The sequence below is a fragment of the Streptomyces olivoverticillatus genome (assembly GCF_014203555.1).
GTDB lineage: Bacteria > Actinomycetota > Actinomycetes > Streptomycetales > Streptomycetaceae > Streptomyces > Streptomyces olivoverticillatus.
On sequence record NZ_JACHJH010000001.1, the window covers coordinates 787127 to 802706 of the forward strand.

19 protein-coding genes are annotated in these 15580 nt (G+C 69.6%); 12 read left to right on the forward strand and 7 right to left on the reverse strand.

Going from position 1 to position 15580, the window contains the following annotated elements; all coding sequences use genetic code 11:
* Window positions 1-26: 26 nt before the first annotated feature.
* The gene (locus FHS39_RS03650) at window positions 27-479 is read right to left on the reverse strand and encodes a hypothetical protein (protein WP_184346251.1); all 453 of its coding nucleotides are present in this window, start codon (window positions 477-479) and stop codon (window positions 27-29) included.
* Between the two features lie 159 nt (window positions 480-638).
* Window positions 639-1544, reverse strand: a complete 906-nt coding sequence (locus FHS39_RS03655) for a pentapeptide repeat-containing protein (protein WP_343069339.1) — start codon at window positions 1542-1544, stop codon at window positions 639-641.
* A 68-nt stretch (window positions 1545-1612) separates the two neighbouring features.
* On the opposite strand from FHS39_RS03655, the gene FHS39_RS03660 reads away from it, so the two are divergent.
* Entirely contained in the window at window positions 1613-2404 is a 792-nt protein-coding gene (locus FHS39_RS03660) for an alpha/beta fold hydrolase (RefSeq protein ID WP_184346253.1), read from the forward strand.
* 18 nt (window positions 2405-2422) lie between these two features.
* On the opposite strand, the gene FHS39_RS03665 is transcribed toward FHS39_RS03660, so the two are convergent.
* The gene (locus FHS39_RS03665; protein ID WP_184346254.1) at window positions 2423-2689 is read right to left on the reverse strand and encodes a protealysin inhibitor emfourin; all 267 of its coding nucleotides are present in this window, start codon (window positions 2687-2689) and stop codon (window positions 2423-2425) included.
* Between the two features lie 36 nt (window positions 2690-2725).
* On the reverse strand, window positions 2726-3781 hold the full coding sequence (locus FHS39_RS03670; protein WP_184346255.1) for a M4 family metallopeptidase: 1056 nt from the start codon (window positions 3779-3781) through the stop codon (window positions 2726-2728).
* A gap of 202 nt (window positions 3782-3983) precedes the next feature.
* Between FHS39_RS03670 and FHS39_RS03675 the strand changes: the two genes are divergently transcribed.
* On the forward strand, window positions 3984-5309 hold the full coding sequence (locus tag FHS39_RS03675) for an alkaline phosphatase family protein (RefSeq protein ID WP_184346256.1): 1326 nt from the start codon (window positions 3984-3986) through the stop codon (window positions 5307-5309).
* Between the two features lie 13 nt (window positions 5310-5322).
* Here the strand turns inward: FHS39_RS03675 and FHS39_RS03680 are convergent, their stop codons facing one another.
* Window positions 5323-5526, reverse strand: a complete 204-nt coding sequence (locus FHS39_RS03680) for a hypothetical protein (RefSeq protein ID WP_184346257.1) — start codon at window positions 5524-5526, stop codon at window positions 5323-5325.
* A 258-nt stretch (window positions 5527-5784) separates the two neighbouring features.
* Between FHS39_RS03680 and FHS39_RS03685 the strand changes: the two genes are divergently transcribed.
* The 7 genes from FHS39_RS03685 to FHS39_RS03715 all read left to right on the forward strand — a co-directional run bounded on the left by FHS39_RS03685 (window position 5785) and on the right by FHS39_RS03715 (window position 10905).
* Window positions 5785-6696, forward strand: coding sequence for a hypothetical protein (locus FHS39_RS03685; RefSeq protein ID WP_184346258.1), 912 nt, complete (start codon window positions 5785-5787; stop codon window positions 6694-6696).
* Between the two features lie 46 nt (window positions 6697-6742).
* Window positions 6743-7339 carry a DUF7691 family protein gene (locus FHS39_RS03690; RefSeq protein WP_184346259.1) on the forward strand — a complete coding sequence of 199 codons (597 nt, stop codon included), beginning with the start codon at window positions 6743-6745 and terminating at the stop codon, window positions 7337-7339.
* A gap of 171 nt (window positions 7340-7510) precedes the next feature.
* Entirely contained in the window at window positions 7511-7834 is a 324-nt protein-coding gene (locus FHS39_RS03695; RefSeq protein WP_184346260.1) for a type VII secretion target, read from the forward strand.
* Between the two features lie 2 nt (window positions 7835-7836).
* Window positions 7837-9144: an amidase domain-containing protein gene (locus tag FHS39_RS25790; RefSeq protein ID WP_184346261.1), complete on the forward strand. Its 1308-nt coding sequence runs from the start codon at window positions 7837-7839 to the stop codon at window positions 9142-9144.
* Entirely contained in the window at window positions 9144-9581 is a 438-nt protein-coding gene (locus FHS39_RS03705) for a hypothetical protein (protein ID WP_184346262.1), read from the forward strand. The genes FHS39_RS25790 and FHS39_RS03705 overlap by 1 nt, the downstream gene beginning before the upstream one ends.
* A gap of 65 nt (window positions 9582-9646) precedes the next feature.
* Window positions 9647-10036, forward strand: coding sequence for a RidA family protein (locus tag FHS39_RS03710; protein ID WP_184346263.1), 390 nt, complete (start codon window positions 9647-9649; stop codon window positions 10034-10036).
* Between the two features lie 23 nt (window positions 10037-10059).
* The gene (locus tag FHS39_RS03715; protein WP_184346264.1) at window positions 10060-10905 is read left to right on the forward strand and encodes an oxidoreductase; all 846 of its coding nucleotides are present in this window, start codon (window positions 10060-10062) and stop codon (window positions 10903-10905) included.
* On the opposite strand, the gene FHS39_RS03720 is transcribed toward FHS39_RS03715, so the two are convergent.
* The gene (locus FHS39_RS03720; RefSeq protein ID WP_184346265.1) at window positions 10860-12095 is read right to left on the reverse strand and encodes an FAD-dependent monooxygenase; all 1236 of its coding nucleotides are present in this window, start codon (window positions 12093-12095) and stop codon (window positions 10860-10862) included. The genes FHS39_RS03715 and FHS39_RS03720 overlap by 46 nt on opposite strands.
* Window positions 12096-12195: 100 nt before the next feature.
* Here FHS39_RS03720 and FHS39_RS03725 point away from each other — a divergent pair, with 100 nt between their 5' ends.
* Together FHS39_RS03725 and FHS39_RS03730 are read left to right on the forward strand one after the other, a co-directional pair.
* Entirely contained in the window at window positions 12196-12927 is a 732-nt protein-coding gene (locus tag FHS39_RS03725) for a TetR/AcrR family transcriptional regulator (protein ID WP_184346266.1), read from the forward strand.
* A gap of 99 nt (window positions 12928-13026) precedes the next feature.
* Window positions 13027-14325 carry a hypothetical protein gene (locus FHS39_RS03730; protein ID WP_184346267.1) on the forward strand — a complete coding sequence of 433 codons (1299 nt, stop codon included), beginning with the start codon at window positions 13027-13029 and terminating at the stop codon, window positions 14323-14325.
* Here FHS39_RS03730 and FHS39_RS03735 read toward each other — a convergent pair.
* Window positions 14310-15143 (reverse strand): hypothetical protein, encoded by an 834-nt coding sequence (locus FHS39_RS03735; RefSeq protein WP_184346745.1) that lies wholly within the window; start codon window positions 15141-15143, stop codon window positions 14310-14312. The genes FHS39_RS03730 and FHS39_RS03735 overlap by 16 nt on opposite strands.
* A 157-nt stretch (window positions 15144-15300) precedes the next feature.
* Here FHS39_RS03735 and FHS39_RS03740 point away from each other — a divergent pair, with 157 nt between their 5' ends.
* Complete coding sequence (locus tag FHS39_RS03740; RefSeq protein ID WP_343069341.1) at window positions 15301-15579, forward strand: hypothetical protein; 279 nt, start codon at window positions 15301-15303, stop codon at window positions 15577-15579.
* Window position 15580 lies beyond the last annotated feature (1 nt).

The window sequence follows — 15580 nt, forward strand, 5'->3', positions numbered from 1 at the left end:
GGGAAGCGGGGCTTTCGCGTTGTGGATCAGATGTCGCCGACCACCAGCGTCGAGGGCGCGTGGGCCTGTGACGGCAGCAGCTCGTCCGAACCGTCGAAGCGCGCGTCGAAGCCGTTGACCACCTCGTTGGCGACCTCGGTCGGGGCGGCGAGCGGCGCGTCACACACCGCCTCGCCGTTGGCGTCGGTCGACTGCGAGCAGAGGTTCTGGTGCCCCGGTGTGAACATGTGGATCCGCGCCCCGCGGACCGGCTCCCCGTTGGCGTCCGTCAGGTAGGCGCGCAGCACCTGGTGGGTACCCAGCAGGGACTGTTTGGCGAGGTCCAGCGTGAGCACGGTGGCGTGCTTGTGGTGCTGCTGGTGGTCGTGTGCGTGGTCGTGTGCCACTGACGGCGCCGCGTAGGCGGCGGTCAGGCTGCCGAGGGTGAGACAGACGGCACCGGCGACGGCGGCGGCCGCGCGTCGGACGACAAGCGTCATTGCGACTCCTTTGAGGGAGTGGAGCTACGGGCTATGTCGACGTCGCGTCTACGGTCGGAAAAGCAGACCTTGTACGTACGTCGGGCGGCCTAACGCTCGTCGCCGAAAGAGGTCACCGCAGCCGGTGCCCGTACTGGTGGACGCCGGTACGGGCGTTCCTCAGGCCGCCCAGTGGGAGGGGCGGGTCAGGGACGGCGGCAGCTTGGTGGCCGCGTCGCCCTTGGCCGCGTTGAGCTGCGGCTGGGTGAGGAAGAAGCTGCCGGTGAGGTCGGCGCCCGCGAGGTCGGCGTCGCGGCAGTCGACGCCGATCAGGTCGGTGGTGCGCAGGTCGGCGCCGGTGAGGTCGGCGGCGATCAGGCAGGCGCCGCGCAGGGTGGCGCCCTGGAGTCCGGCGCCCTTGAGGCTCGCGCCGAAGAGGTCGGCGCGGGTGAGGTCGGCGCCGGGGCGGATCTTGGGGCCGCGCTTGCCGCGGCCGCCCTTGGCGGGGCGGGCCGGCTTCTCCGAAGACCGGTCCTTCACTTCCGCCCGTACGAGCTCGCTCGTGCGCAGCAGCAGGACGTTGACGACCTGCCGATGGGCGGCCACGTCCACGTCCTGGAGGGCGTCGGGGGACTGCCCGGCCAGGCGCTCGGTCTCGTCGAGGACGCGGCGGAGCTCGGCGTGCAGCGGGCCCGCGGCGGGCAGCGCCAGCGCCTCGGCCAGATACCACAGCAGCTCGTGCAGCTGCCGGACGACCGGGAAGACGTCGAACATCTGCCGGGCGGTGTCCGGCGCGCTCCGCCAGTCGCGGCCGCCGAAGGTGACCTGGGACACCTTCTGGCCCGCGCCGAAGCAGTCGTAGACGGTGCAGCCGGAGTATCCGCGCTCGCGCAGCCGGGTGTGGATGCCGCACCGGAAGTCCTGCTGGAGGTTGGTGCAGGGCTTCCCCGCGGCCTTGTCGGCCGCGAAGTCCGACGAGGCGGCGAAGGGCAGGGCCACGCAGCACAGCCCGAAGCAGTTGCCGCAGTCGCCTTGCAGGTCGAGGCGGGTCCGGTCGGATATGGCGGCGTCGCGCTCTACGGACACTGTGGTGAATCCCCTCCGAGTCATGGCCCTCGGGCCCTCGCACGGGTGGCGGCTGACAATCTTTGGCCATGACACGGATATCCGCGAACCTCGCCACCACTGTCACCGGCTCCGGCCCCGCCGTCCTGCTCGCGCATGGCGCGGGCGGCAGCATCGCCGGCAATTACGGGCTGACCATCGCCGCCCTTGCCGAACACCACACCGTGGTCGCTCCAGATTACCCCGGCTCCGGGAAGACCCCCCGTGCGACCGAGCCCCTGACCTTGGACGGCCTGGCCGACGCCCTGGTGGAGTCGGCCACGGCGGCCGGGGCGGAGACCTTCACCGTCCTCGGCTACTCGATGGGCACGATGGTGGCCGTACGCGCGGCGGCCCGGCACCCCGAGCGCGTACGCGGCCTCGTCCTCACCGCGGGTCTGGCCCGGCCGGACAACCGGCTCCGCGCCTCGCTCGACCTCTGGCGGAAGCTGCTGGACGACGGCGACCTGGAGATGTTCGCCCGCTTCGTCGTCCTCAACGGCTTCTCCGAGGACTACTTCAACAGCATTCCGGAAGGCCAGGTCCGCGGCTTCCTCTCCATCGTGGCCCGCGGCGTCCCGGCGGGCGCCGGGGACCAGGCGGAGGTGATCCGCGCGGCGGGGGCGGACACGACGCAGGACCTTCCCGGCATCACGGTCCCCACGCTCGTCATATCCACCACCCGCGACGCTCTGGTCTCCCCGCGCCACTCCCGCATCCTTGCGGCGGGCATCCGCGGTGCCGAGTACGCGGAGATCGATTCGGGGCACGCGGTGATGGTCGAGCGCTCGGCCGAGTGGAACAAGCTGATCCTGTCGTTCCTGGAGCGGCACGGGCTCTGAAACCGTCAATCGGTGTGATCAGGCCCCTTCCTGGAGCAGGCGCTCCATCAGTTGGCGTTGGGCGCCGGTGAGGTGCGGGTCCGCGCAGTGCGCGGTGTGGTCGTCCACGGTGAGCTCGTACTGGTAGCCGTCGGGCACACCGGAAGGCGGCTTGGGGTGCCCGGCGGCGATCGCCTCCGTCGCCAGGCGCTCCAGTTCGGCCCCGTCCGGATGGTCGGCGGTGTCCAGTTCGGCGTGCCGCGTGAGGCCCGCGAAGCCGCCGCTCCGGGTCAGGCGGATGCGCATGGGAATTCTCCGAGCGGGCCGTGCGGGCGTCCGGGGTCAGCCGTTGTTGTTGACACCGACCTGCGCCCAAGCCTTGCGTACCGCGTCCTCCTCGGCTCCCGCTCCGAACAGGGAGTGGGCGCATTCCGTGGTGGCATGGGCGAACGTCGCGAAATCGGCGCTGGAAGGCAGGCTGCCCGAGGTGAGGGTCTGGTACCAGATCCGTCCGGCCTTTTCCCAGGCGAATCCGCCCAGCGCGTCGGCCACGAGGTAGAACGCGTAGTTGGGAATTCCCGAGTTGATGTGCACGCCGCCGTGGTCACGCTCGGTGTTCACGTAGTGGGCCATTACGGCGGGCTGGGGGTCCTTGCCGAAGAGCGGGTCGTTGTAGGCGGTGCCGGGCTCCTTCATGGAGCGCAGTGCCACGCCCTTGATGCCGGGTCCGAGAACGCCTGCTCCGATGAGCCAGTCGGCCTGGTCGGCGGTCTGGCGCAGGGCGTACTGCTTGGCCAGGGAGCCGAAGACGTCGGAGATCGACTCGTTGAGCGCACCGGCCTGGCCCTCGTAGTCCAGGCCCCCGGAATACTGGGTGACGCCATGGGTGAGTTCATGCGCGATGACGTCCAGGCATCCGGTGAAGTTCTGCAGGGTGCGCCTGTCCCCGTCGCCGAAAACCATCTGCTCGCCGTTCCAGAAGGCGTTGTTGAAGTTCTGGCCGTAGTGGACGGTGGCATTGAGCGGCAGTCCGGCGTTGTCGATGGAGCGGCGCTGGAAGACCTCGTAGTAGAACGTGAAAGTAGCCCCCAGGCTGTCGTACGCCTGGTTGTCCGCCGGGTCGGCGGACGGCGGGTCCTGCTCGCCTCTGATGCGGTTGCCGGGCAGGTCCGAGCCCTGGCGGGCGTCGAAGACGGTGCGGTCGGGCCGGTCGGTCGCGGCCTCCATCGCGGCTACGGTGGGCGCGGCGGGGACCGTCTGGACCCGTTGCTGCCGTTGCTGGTGGGAGAGTTCTTGGGTTTGCAGGCCCATCTCGCGGAGTTCGGGGTCGTCGGCCTGGGCCAGGGCGTCGACCATGTGGGGCGGGACGATGGTGCAGAAGCAGGCGTGATTTCCCATATCGCTCTCCGTCCCACGGGGCGGTGCGGATCTCCCGGTCCGCGGGCGCGATTCGCCAGCATGGCGCACAGGCGGGGGCGGAAATGTGGGGTGCATGACGCCGCCGAGCAAGGTAGGGGGCTCCGGCCTACGGTGGGAGAAGGGGCCCGGCCATGCGCCAGGGCCCCGCTCCCCCAGTCGCACAACTTGCGGGAGGTGCCAAATGCCATCGGCCGCCACACCCATGGACCGGATAGACCACCTCGTGGTTCTGATGCTCGAAAACCGCTCCCTTGACACCATGCTGGGATTCCTCTACACCGACCAGGGCAATCGCTCCCCGTCCGGCCAGCCCTTCGAAGGCCTGACCGGCGACGAATCCAATCCGGACGGGAATGGCAGCAAGGTCTCCGTCTTCCGGATCGACCCGGCCGAAACCGGCGCGTACTTCATGCCCGGCTCCATCCCCGGTGAGGAATACCGGCAGGTCAATATCCAGCTGTTCGGCACGACTGATGTATCCATACCCGCCCCGGCCCCGACCAACGATGGATTCGTCGCGGATTACACGCAGATCATTCCGACCAGGAGAGGCAATTCCCCGGGCGTCGTCCCGAGCGACATCATGGGCTGCTTCACTCCGGAAGGACTGCCGGTGCTGTCCGGGCTGGCCCGGGGCTATGCGGTGTGCGATCACTGGTACTGCTCGGTGCCGACCCAGACCATGCCGAACCGGGCCTTCGTCTGCGCCGGGACCAGCCTTGGCCACCTGCTCGACAAGACGGCGCACACGTTCGACACGCCCAGCATCTTCGGCCGGCTGAGCGACGGCAACGTCCCCTGGATGATCTACGGGTACCACCAGGCGCCGTTGACCAGCGGCAACTTCCCCGACACCCAGCAGGCCTCCACGGACCACTTCGGCCAGTTCATCGACTTCAAGAACGCCGCCACCAACGGCTCCCTGCCTGCCTACACCTTCCTGGAACCGGGCTGGTCCACCACCAGCAACAGCCAGCACCCCAACCACGACGTGGCGTTGGGCGAGCAGCTCATTTGCGATGTCTACAACGCGCTGCGCACCGGGCCGGACTGGGACAAGACCCTGCTGGTCATCACCTACGACGAACACGGCGGCTGCTACGACCACGTGGCTCCGCCCGCCGGTGCGACGCCGCCCGACGACAAGGTGGTGGATTTCGGCTTCGACTACACCCGGTTCGGGGTGCGGGTGCCCACCGTGCTCGTCTCCCCGCTCATCGCGCCCGGAACCGTCTTCCGCGTCCCCGACGGCAGCGTGCCGCTGGACCACACGTCGATACTCAAGACGGTCGAACAGCGCTGGGGCGTGCCCCCGCTCACCGCACGTGACGATGCGGCCCCGGGCTTCGGGGAGGTGCTGACCCTGGACAAGCCGCGCGACGACAATCCGCTGGACGGTGTCATCGTCCCCGTCTCCAAGGGCGCCAACCCGGCCCGGACCGAGACGTCCCACCTCGAAGAGGTCTACAACAGCCTCACGGCCGCGCAGCTCATTCCGGGCACGTGAGCGCCGGTGGCCGCTAGTGGCAGATGTACCGACGCGTCCCGTCCCGCAGGATGTCCGTGACCGGCTTCGAGCAGCCCGCGGGGCATGGGGGCGGGGTCGCGGCGGAGTTGATCCGGCGCTCGGGCGGGTGGTTGCAGACTGCGCAGTACCAGATCGGCGCGTAGGGCGGTGTCATGTCCCACCACATCGGATTGCGGCACACCTGGCAGTTCGTCACGTGCGGCATGGTGCGCGAGGCGGGGTGCCCTCCGGGGCGGTTCGGGGGATCACTCACCCGCACGGGTGTGCTTGCCGCTAAAGCCCGGTAATCGCACGGGTGTTGGAGGTGTGAAGCGCCCTCCACAAGTCCTGTGCATGCAGTAGCGTGCGCGACATCGGGTTGCTTCGTGCGTAAACGAGGCGACCCCCGACGTCGGCTGCAACCGGCGAAGGGGGTCTACACCCGCGAGGTCAAGGATCAAGGAACCTCAGCAAGATGTTGAAGCATGTTATCGCCCCCGCGCGCTCGTTCACCCAGATCCCGAACGAGATCATCCGCCACCCTCGCCTCTCCCTCGCCGCGAAGGGCCTCCTTCTCTTCCAGCTCGCGCTTCCGCCCGGCGTCGACCTGTCGCTCTCCGAGGCCGCCGGCCGAGCCGGGATCAAGAAGACCGCCTTCGGCCGCGCCAAGAACGAGCTGAGGGCCGAGGGTTACGTACACGAGTGGCGTCGCCAGACCAACGGCGGCCGCTGGGCCACGACCCAGCTCATCTCAAACGTCCCCCTGACGGCCGAAGAGGCCCGAGCCGTACGCGACGGCGCCGGCGAAGCGGGCCGGGCGCCTGTGCCCGTACCCCCGGCGCCCACGCCGCCGACCGTCGACGCCCCGGCCATCGGTGCCCCGACCCCTCCGGCGGTCGGCCGCTCCCAAGAAAAGACTGGGGAGAACACTTCCCACCCTCCCCACCATCCACTGGCTGACCGCGCCGCACAGGCGCTGACGGCGGTGACGCGGGGCGAACGGCGGCTGCGGCTGAGCAGCCGGGACGTCAGCGCCCTGGCGCCCCTGGCGGCCGAGTGGCTGCAGCGCGGTGCGACGCTGATGGACCTCCGCGAGGCGCTGACCGCGGATCTGCCCCAACCCGTGCGCTCCGCGCGGGGGTTGCTGCGCAACCGCCTCCTGCGCAAACTTCCGGACCCGGACCCGGCCCCGGAGCCGCGGCCTCGCCCTCAGCCACTGCGCGCCTGCGAGGGCGGCTGCGGGCGCATCATCCGCCCCGTGGCGGACGAAACGGCCTGTCGTGAGTGCCGCCGGGAGTCGGCGGCGGCAGTCCACGACACGTCGGGCGCGGTCGCGGCCACGGAACGGGGAATGGCGGCGGTGCGGGCGGCCTTGAGAATGGCCTAGGCGCACCACGCTCGTCTTGTCAGTGGCTGCCCCTACCGTGAAGGGCATGAGTTACGGACTGAGCCTCTACGCCGTCGACCTGACCCTCGCGCGCGGTGCCATCGGGTGCGGAAGCAAGCAGCTGCTGGACATGATCGGTAAGACGTACGGGCAGCACATCACGCGGGACGACGAGTACTTCGCCTACGAGATCGCGAAGGGCGCCCCCACCGGCCACGAGGCCCTGCGGGCGGTCGTAGAGGGCGGTCCGTTCGACAAGGAGCACGCGTTCCAGTACGGGTACGCGTACAAGCGCATCTGCGAGGCGTATGGTGACCGGCTCGACGGCAACAGCTTCAGCCCGTTCCGCAGCGCCTGGCTGATGCACGTGGACGAGGGCCTGACGAGCCTCGGCATGACGGCAGTGTCGGTGAGCCCGTTCATGTACTCGCTGCCGCGCCCGCTGCCGCGGGCGGAACTGCCCGGCTACGGCGAATGGACCCCGGAGCAGTGCGCCCAGGGCCTCGCCCAGTGGGAGGCGAGCACGGATGAGCAGCGGCAGCGGCTCGATTTTGAGGTGCTGGAGGCGATCGAGTCGTGCGTGGGCTGGATGCGCCAGGCAAGGTCGAAGGAGGGCTACGGGATAGCGGGGTTCGGCAGCTAGACCGCCGATGACCAGCCCACGCTCGCCGCTGGTCACGACACGCAGCGTCGTCGCCGTGGGTGCCTTCGGTCATGTCGCCGCACTTGCTGGGGGTAGGCCGCCCGCCGCTCGCCGCTGACCCCTCACCATTGATGTCCGACTAGGCTGTTCGGGCAACTCAGGGGGGATTTGATGGACATAAACATCAAGACGGAATACGTGCGGCAAGGCGCCGGGGGGACCCAGTCGGCTGCCGAGGCAGCGCTGGAGAACCTCCGCCGATCCCTCGATTCAAGCGACACGGCCGCCGACGGTCACCACGGCTGGGCCTCGGCAGCGGCATTGAAGCAGTGCGCGACCGCCTGGGAGAACCACATGGTCGACCTGGCGAAGCAGATGAACACCATGGCCGAGAACCTTCACGGCTCGGCGAACGCCTACGACACCACGGACCATCAGGCCAAGGAAGCCATGAGCAGGCTCCAGCACGGCCTCTCCGACTTCGGCAGGAACTGACCGTGGTCTCCTATCACGACCTGTACGGCTGCCATGTCGACCAGTGGAAGAAGGCGGCCGACGACTGGATCGCCCTCTCCCGGCGCTCCCTCGCCGCCGCCGACGACGTACGCGCGCAGGGCAAGATGCCGCTCGACGAACACTGGGCGGACGCCACCGGCAAAAAGGCCGGCAAGCGTCTGGAGGACATCGCCAACCGTCTGGAGGCCGGGGGCGACATCATCAAGGGCGTGGCCATGGTGCTCGACGCACTGGCCTACTCCATGGAGTGGTCCCAGCGCACCCTGTTCCACGCAGCCGAGCTGGCGAGAGAATACGGCCTGCGCATCCAGGACGGCCGCGCCATCGGCGCGTACTCCGGCGCCGCCCCCACGGGCCCCAACGTCCCGCAGAACGTACGCGACGCCTACGCCAAGGAGTCGGCACACATATCCGAGGTCGACGGTCTGATCGAGGAATCATTGCGGCAGGCCTCCCAGGCGGATGCGAAGGCCTCCGCCGAGCTGGCCAAGCTGGCGAAGACGATCAACGTCGCCAGTCCCAGCCAGGCACACAACGACATCGAGACCGAGACCGCCCACATCGAAATCGACATCCTCAGAGGGGACATCCCGGTCGGGAAGGACCCCCACCTCGTCCGCGCGTGGTGGGACGGGCTGACGTCCGAGCAGCAGAAGGCCCTGATGCGGGCCGATCCCGTGACCATCGCCGACCTCAAGGGGCTCCCTCCGGACGTCGGGAAGGAGCTCCGGGGGCTCGACGGGAAGATCGACCGGGTCGAGATGGTGCGTTACGCGCTGGACCACTGGAACAAGAAGGATGAACTGGACTACGGGCCGGTCGGCAACTGCACCAACTTCGTGTCGTCGAGCCTCGAAGCCGGCGGCATGCAGAAGAAAATCGACCCCTGGCTGGGCCTGCTCGGCGACAACACCTGGGGCCGGGAGTCCGGCCTGGGCATCGGGTGGGATTGGGCCGACAAGCACGCGTACCACTCCAAGTCATGGGCACGGGCCGAAGGCCTGCAAAACTTCCTGCTGCACAACGGCAGCAAGGAGGTCCCGAGGTCGGAAGCGCGCCCCGGTGACATCGTCTTCTACGAGCAGGTGGCTCCCGACCATGAGACGGCCCAGGGCGAGTCCCATCACGCTGCCGTGGTCACCTCGGTCACCCCTGACGGCGACATCAAACTGACCCAGCACACCAGCTCGTTCCAGAACGTGAGCCTGGCCGCCAGGGAGCACGTCGCCACCAACAACCACGGTGAGCAGCGCATCCGCATCGTCCGACCGAGTCCGAATTGGTACTGATGGCTACCCCACCCTCTTCCGCCACGTCCGACGACACCACGCAGAAGCGCCCCCTCACGCCCGGCGCAGTGGTCGTGGCGCTGCTGGTACCGCTCGTGACCGTTGCCGGCGCGGTCAGCCCCTGGTACGTACAGGACGTCGAACTCGACTGGGCCCACCGGCAGCAGGAAGCATGCCGGCACATGCCCTTTCCGAAGACGGAATACGCCGCCGCGTGGGCAGGCGCGGCCCTCGGCGTCACGGCAGTGGTTGTATACGTACTGCTCGCCAAGCGAATCCGCCGGCGGTACGGCGTCCGGCTGCGGGAGACGAAGCCGGGGCTGGTCGCCTGCATCGGCGTGTGGCTCAATGTGCTGACGATTCCGATGGAGTTGATCACGCTGTACGCCACGTACTCGTCGGCCGCGTCGAGGGTGGTCCTGGGCGACTGCGGGTAAGCGCCCAGGCTCCCGGGGCGGAAGTGGAGTTAGACGTACCTGTTCCGGCCACTTACGTTCGGCGCATGACAGAGCGACGTGCCATTCTCAGCGGATCGACGTTCGAGGAGCAGATCGGCTATGCCCGTGCTGTGGTCGACGGCGACTGGGTGCATGTGTCCGGGACGACCGGTTACGACTACGCGACCATGACGATCTCCGACGACGTGGTGGAGCAGGCCGAGCAGTGCCTGCGCAACATCGAGGCCGCGCTGGCCGAGGCGGAGTGCACCTTCGCCGATGTCGTGCGCGTACGGTATCTGCTGCCTGACCGGGCCGACTTCGAGCCTTGCTGGCCGGTCCTGCGTCGCTGCTTCGGCGAGGTCCGTCCGGCGGCCACGATGCTCGTGTGCGGCCTCGCCGACCCCGACATGAAGATCGAGATCGAGGTTTACGCGCGGCGGACCACCGCGTGACAGCCCCCAGCAATGGAGTTGCGATGACGATCGAGAACAACCGCGTCTGGCTCATTACCGGTGCGACGTCCGGCTTCGGGCGGTCCATCGCGGAAGCCGCCCTCGGCGCCGGAGACACGGTGGTGGCCGCCGCTCGTCGGCCCGAGGTGCTCGGCGACCTGGTCACCGCGCACCCCGACCGTCTGGTGCCGGTCGCCCTGGACGTCACCGATGCGGCGCGTATCAGAGCCGTCGTGGACGAGGTCGTCGAGCGGTTCGGCCGGATCGACGTGCTGGTGAACAACGCGGGCCGTGGTCTCGTCGGCGCCGTCGAGGAGACGACCGATGCCGAGCTGCGCGACCTGATGGAGCTGCACTTCTTCGGACCGGCCGCGCTCACGCGGGCCGTGCTGCCGCACATGCGCGACCGCAAGTCCGGGGCCATCGTGCAGATGAGCAGCATGGGCGGGCGGATGTCGCTCCCGGGCGTCGGGGCCTATTCGGCAACCAAGTTCGCCTTGGAGGGGCTGACCGAGGCGCTCGCCCAGGAGGTCGCCGGGTTCGGTATCAAGGCGCTGATCGTGGAGCCCGGAGCCTTCCGGACCGGGTTCGCCGGTGGTGGGGCGCTGCAGCAGACCGGTGCCCTCGATGCGTACGCGGACACGGTCGGCGCCGTTCGCACCGGGCTCCCGGATAGTGACGGCAAGCAGCCCGGTGACCCGGCCAAGGCGGCGGCCGCGATCCTGGCCGCGCTGGACGCGGAGAGGACCCCGCTGAGGCTCGCACTGGGCAATGATGCGCTCGACGCGATCACGACGGCGTACGACGCCGCCCGCGAGGAGGCTCACAGCTGGGAGGCGGTGAGCAGGGGGACCGACTTCGACGGCTGAGCGGGCCGCGGCAGCCGGTAGTCGGGCAGGTCGAGGCTCGTGGCCTTCTTGCCCTCCTCCAGCATCCAGTTGAGGATGCGGGGGCGGCTGAGCATCCAGTTGCGGATGCGGATGCCGAGCTTGCCGGGGGCGAGGAATTTGCCCGTGCGGTCGCCGCCCTTCTGGCAGCCCTGGGCGTACTCGCGCAGGACGTGCTCGTAGCGGGCGAAGGCGGTGGCGTGGTCGCCGTCGGCCGCTGCCAGTTCGCCGGCGAGCACGTATGCGGCGACGATGCCGGTGCCGGTGCCCATGCCGCCGATGGTGGCCCCGCAGGCCGCGTCGCCGACCAGGGCGACGCGGCCGTTGGACCAGTTCGGGACGTCGGCCCGGCTGATGGAGTCGAAGTACAGCTCGTCCGCGTCGTTCAGGGTCGCGAGGAGCCGCGGTACGTCCCAGCCGACGCCGGCGAAGGCCTCGGCGATGATCGCCTTCTGCTGCTCCTGGTCGTGGCGGTCGTACGTCAGCCGGTCGGCGGCGAAGACGCAGAAGGCGCGGGCCGTCTCCGGGTTGCGGTTGTCGGTGCCGACGCTCGCGTAGCGGCCGGGCACGTTGACGCCGACGGAGCCTTCGCCGAAGCCGAGTCCGGGGTAGTTGGGCAGGCTCCAGGTGGCGGCGTAGTAGCCGAGGTGGCTGACGTACTGCTCCTCGGGCCCGAAGGCGAGCCGGCGGACGTTGGAGTGCAGCCCGTCGGCGCCGATGACGAGGTCGAAGGTGCGGGCCCCGCCGCTGCGGAAGCGGACGTGGACGCCGTCGGCGTCCTGCCGGAGTTCGCTGATGGAGTCGCCGAAGACGTAGTCGGCGTACGGCAGGCTGTGCTCGTACAGGACGCGGGCGAGGTCGCCGCGCAGCACCTCGATGTCGCCGCCGGCGAAGTCGGCGGGCAGGCGCAGCCCGGTCTTCCCCTGCTCGTCGACGAAGACCATGGGGCTGCCGCCGGTCCGCAGCCGGCGGAGGTCGTCGAGGACGCCCATGCGCTCCAGCACGGTCAGGTGCGTGTCCCCGCGGAAGTCGACGGCCTGCCCGCCTTCGCGGAGGCTCGGGGCCAGCTCGACGACAGTCACCTCGAAGCCGTGGCGGCCGAGCCAGTACGCCAGCGCGGGACCGGCGATGCTCGCACCCGAGATCAGAACCTTCTTGCCCTTGAGACCCATGAGACCCACCCTCTTTGTAATTGCGTCCGTCGGACGCGGTTTCTTGTTGTGTACGGTAGACACAGTTTCTGGACTTGGCAAGCGGAGAGGTCGAGAGGTCATGGCGGACGAACTGATGCAGCTGCTCTGGGGCCCGCATCCACAGCCCAAGCGCGGCCCCAAGCCGGCGCTGAGCCGGGGCGGCATCGCACGCGCGGGCGTCGGCATCGCGGATACGGAGGGCCTCGCGGCTCTGTCGATGCAGCGGGTGGCGGAGCAGCTCGGCAAGACCAAGATGTCGCTGTACCGCTACGTGCCGGGCCGGGCGGAACTGGTCGCGCTGATGGTGGAGACGGCCATCACCACCCCGCCGGAGCCGGTGGCCGGCGACTGGCGCACCCGGCTGACGGGCTGGTCACACGCCCTCGCCGAGGTCTTCGCCCGCCACCCCTGGCTGCTGGACGCGACGGTCGGCGCCCGCCTGCTGGGCCCGAACGAGCTGGCCTGGATGGAACAGGCCCTGGCCGCACTGGACGGCACGGGCCTCACGGGCACCGAACGCATGGACGCGGTGGTCCTGCTGACCAGCCACGTACGCGGCATCGCCCTCCAGTCGCGCGCGGCGGCCGGGGCAGAAGGGCCCGAGGCCCAGTTCGTGGCGGCCCTGGGCAAGGTGCTGCGCGAACACGGCGATGCCTACCCGTCCGTGGTGTCCGCGATGACGTCATCCGCCGGGCCGCAGGGCCAGGGGCAGGACCAGGCGCTGACCTTCGGTCTGGAGCGGATCCTGGACGGGCTGGAGGCGCTGATCATGCGGCGCACGGGGGCGGGGGCGGGCGAGCACGGCAACTGAGCGAAAGGGCGGCAGGGGCGCAGTGAGGGCGCTACAGTAGCGACGCTCATATTCACATATGAGGCGGATCGGCATTTCGGAACCAGCGCTTCGGAATTCATGGGGGTCCGGGAAGAATTGACCGCTCCAGCGTCCGGTGCGGCTTCCGGGAGACGAAGGCGCATCAAGTACACCCTTGCCGCTTGGGTTGCCGTCATTCTCGCGGTCAACTCCATGAGCTTCGCGATGACAGGCATCGGGCTCGCCTTGGACGGCGACTGGGTGTCCATGCTGTTCGTTCCCCTGTCGGTCCTGGGCTTCTTGATCGCGCTGTGGACGGCCCGGCGGCACATCGCGACGGCCAGGCGGCAGGACCAGCCGGTGCTGCCCTCGCTCCGGCACTTCCACGCCATGACGTACCTGCTCTACCTCCGCCCGTTCGCCGAGGACAGCAGGCTGTCGGCGATCGATCCGCTCGTGGGCGACAGAGCCGGCCTCCCCTACGCGCGGATGCTGGGGTTCGGCGATTTCGCGGACACCGAGGACAGTTGGGAGGAGCAGATCGTCGGGCTCTTCCGCCCGCGCGGCGAGGTCGTCGCCGTCGGCCGGCCCGGCGAGGAATTCGCCTTTCCCGGAGCGAAACGCTTCTACCTGCCCGGTGACGGCTGGAAACAGGAAGTCAGCAACGGCATACGCAGCGCCCGCCTCGTCCTGCTCGTGGCGGGCATCGGCGAGAACGCGAAGAGCGCCGGCGGCACTCTGTGGGAGTTCACGGAGGCCGTGCGGCTGCTGCCGCCCTCCCGGCTGCTCCTGCTGGTCTGCGGCAGCCCCGACGACTACCGGCGTTTCTGTGACGCGGCCGCCGAAGCGTTCGAGGAACGGTCCAAGCGGCTGATCGGTGTGGGCGAACCAGCGCTGACGCTGCCGGTGTTGCCCGATCACCCTGCCATGTCCGGCTCGCAGTGGCGGCATCCCCTCCGGGGCGTCGTGCAATTCGACGACACATGGAAAGGGGAATTCACCGCCTTCGATCCCGCCTCCGAGGCGGGCGGGCCGCGCAGACGGAACCGTGCCATGGTCCGCCACCAGATCGAACCGTTCATCGCAAGCCTGGAACCGTGCTTGCCCGGCGAGATCGCGAGCCCCGGCAGGTTCCGTTATGCGTATGTGGCGGGCGAGATACTGGAAAACACGGCGAAGATCCTCTTGGCGGTCCTTCTCATGGGAAGGACGCACACGCCCTTCCTGATGAGGGCCATGGCCATCGTCTACATGGCGTCGATCCTCGTCGGCGAAATACGCACCGCGATATCCACCGAGCGGCGCCGAGCCCGCAAGGATGTCAAGGTCGTCCCGCCGCCCCCGCCCCTGACCGCAAGGTCCGCGAGATCTGCCAGAAGCGGTCACTCCGCCGTCTGATCCTCCGGCGCCTCCCCGAAGCGCGCGAGCACCAGCGCGCCCGCCACCGCCAGCACGAACCCCACCACCGCCAGCGGCATCAGGCCCTCCCGCGTGCGGTCCCCCAGCCACTGGACGCCCACCCAGGCCGGGCCCAGGGTCTCGCCGATGACCATGCCCGCCGTCGCGGCCGTCACCGAGCCGCGTTGCAGGGCGGACGTCAGGAGCAGGAAGCCGGCGACGCTGCCGAGCAGCAGGGCGTACGCGGCGGGGTTGGCCAGCAGCGCGCCGGGCGAGAGGCCGTCGACCAGGCGGACGGACACCTCCACCACCCCGAAGCCGATGCCCGCCCCCAGGCCCAGCGCCGCCGCGCGGGCCCGGCCCGGCAGCCGGCCCGCGACCGCGCCGAACAGGAAGACGCCCACCGCCGTGCACAGCGCCCCCACGCGCAGCGCCATGGAGCCCGTACCGGCGCCCTCCGCACCCGAGGCCAGGCCCAGCATGGCCAGCCCGCCGCAGACCGTGCCCACCGCCAGCCACTCCACGCGGCTCAGCCGGACCCGCAGCGCCCAGGAGGCAACCACCGCCGTCACCGCCAGGCTCGCGGCGAGGGCCGCGCCGACCACGTAGATGGGCAGCGAGCGCAGGGCGACCAGCTCCAGCAGGAAGCCCAGCCCGTCGAGCCCCAGCCCCGCCACATAACGCCACTGACGCATCGCCCGCATCATCAGACGGGGGTCCACGCCCGAACCGCCGCCCGGGGCGGTGGCCCGGGTGGCGACGGCCTGGAGGACGGTTGCGGTGCCGTAGCTGACCGCCGAGCCGAGCGCGCAGAGCATGCCGAGGATCACGGTCCCGACTGTAGGGCCCACAGCGGGCGTGTTTAGGGTGTACGGACTTTCCACCGACGGGGGCGTCACGCACATGGCACCAACAGCACCAACAGCACCACAAACCCGGCGACGGCTGCGTTCGAGCACCGTGATACTCGGCGGCATGGGCGTCCTCGCCGCCGCCCTGACCTCCTGCGGATCCGAGCCCGACAAGCGCTGCGTCGACGGCAGGAGCTACGACGCGGCCCGCGGCTACAAGATCCTCGACTCCAAGTCCTGCTCGAACAAGAGCGGCGGCGTCGCGCCGGGCACCTGGTACTACGGCTCGGACAACGGCGGTGGCTACGCCAAGAGCGGCACGTTCGAGAAGAACAAGGCCGTCTCCCGGGGCGGCTTCGGCTGCTCCTCCTCCAGCAGCCACTCCGGTTCGAGCGGCGGCTGAG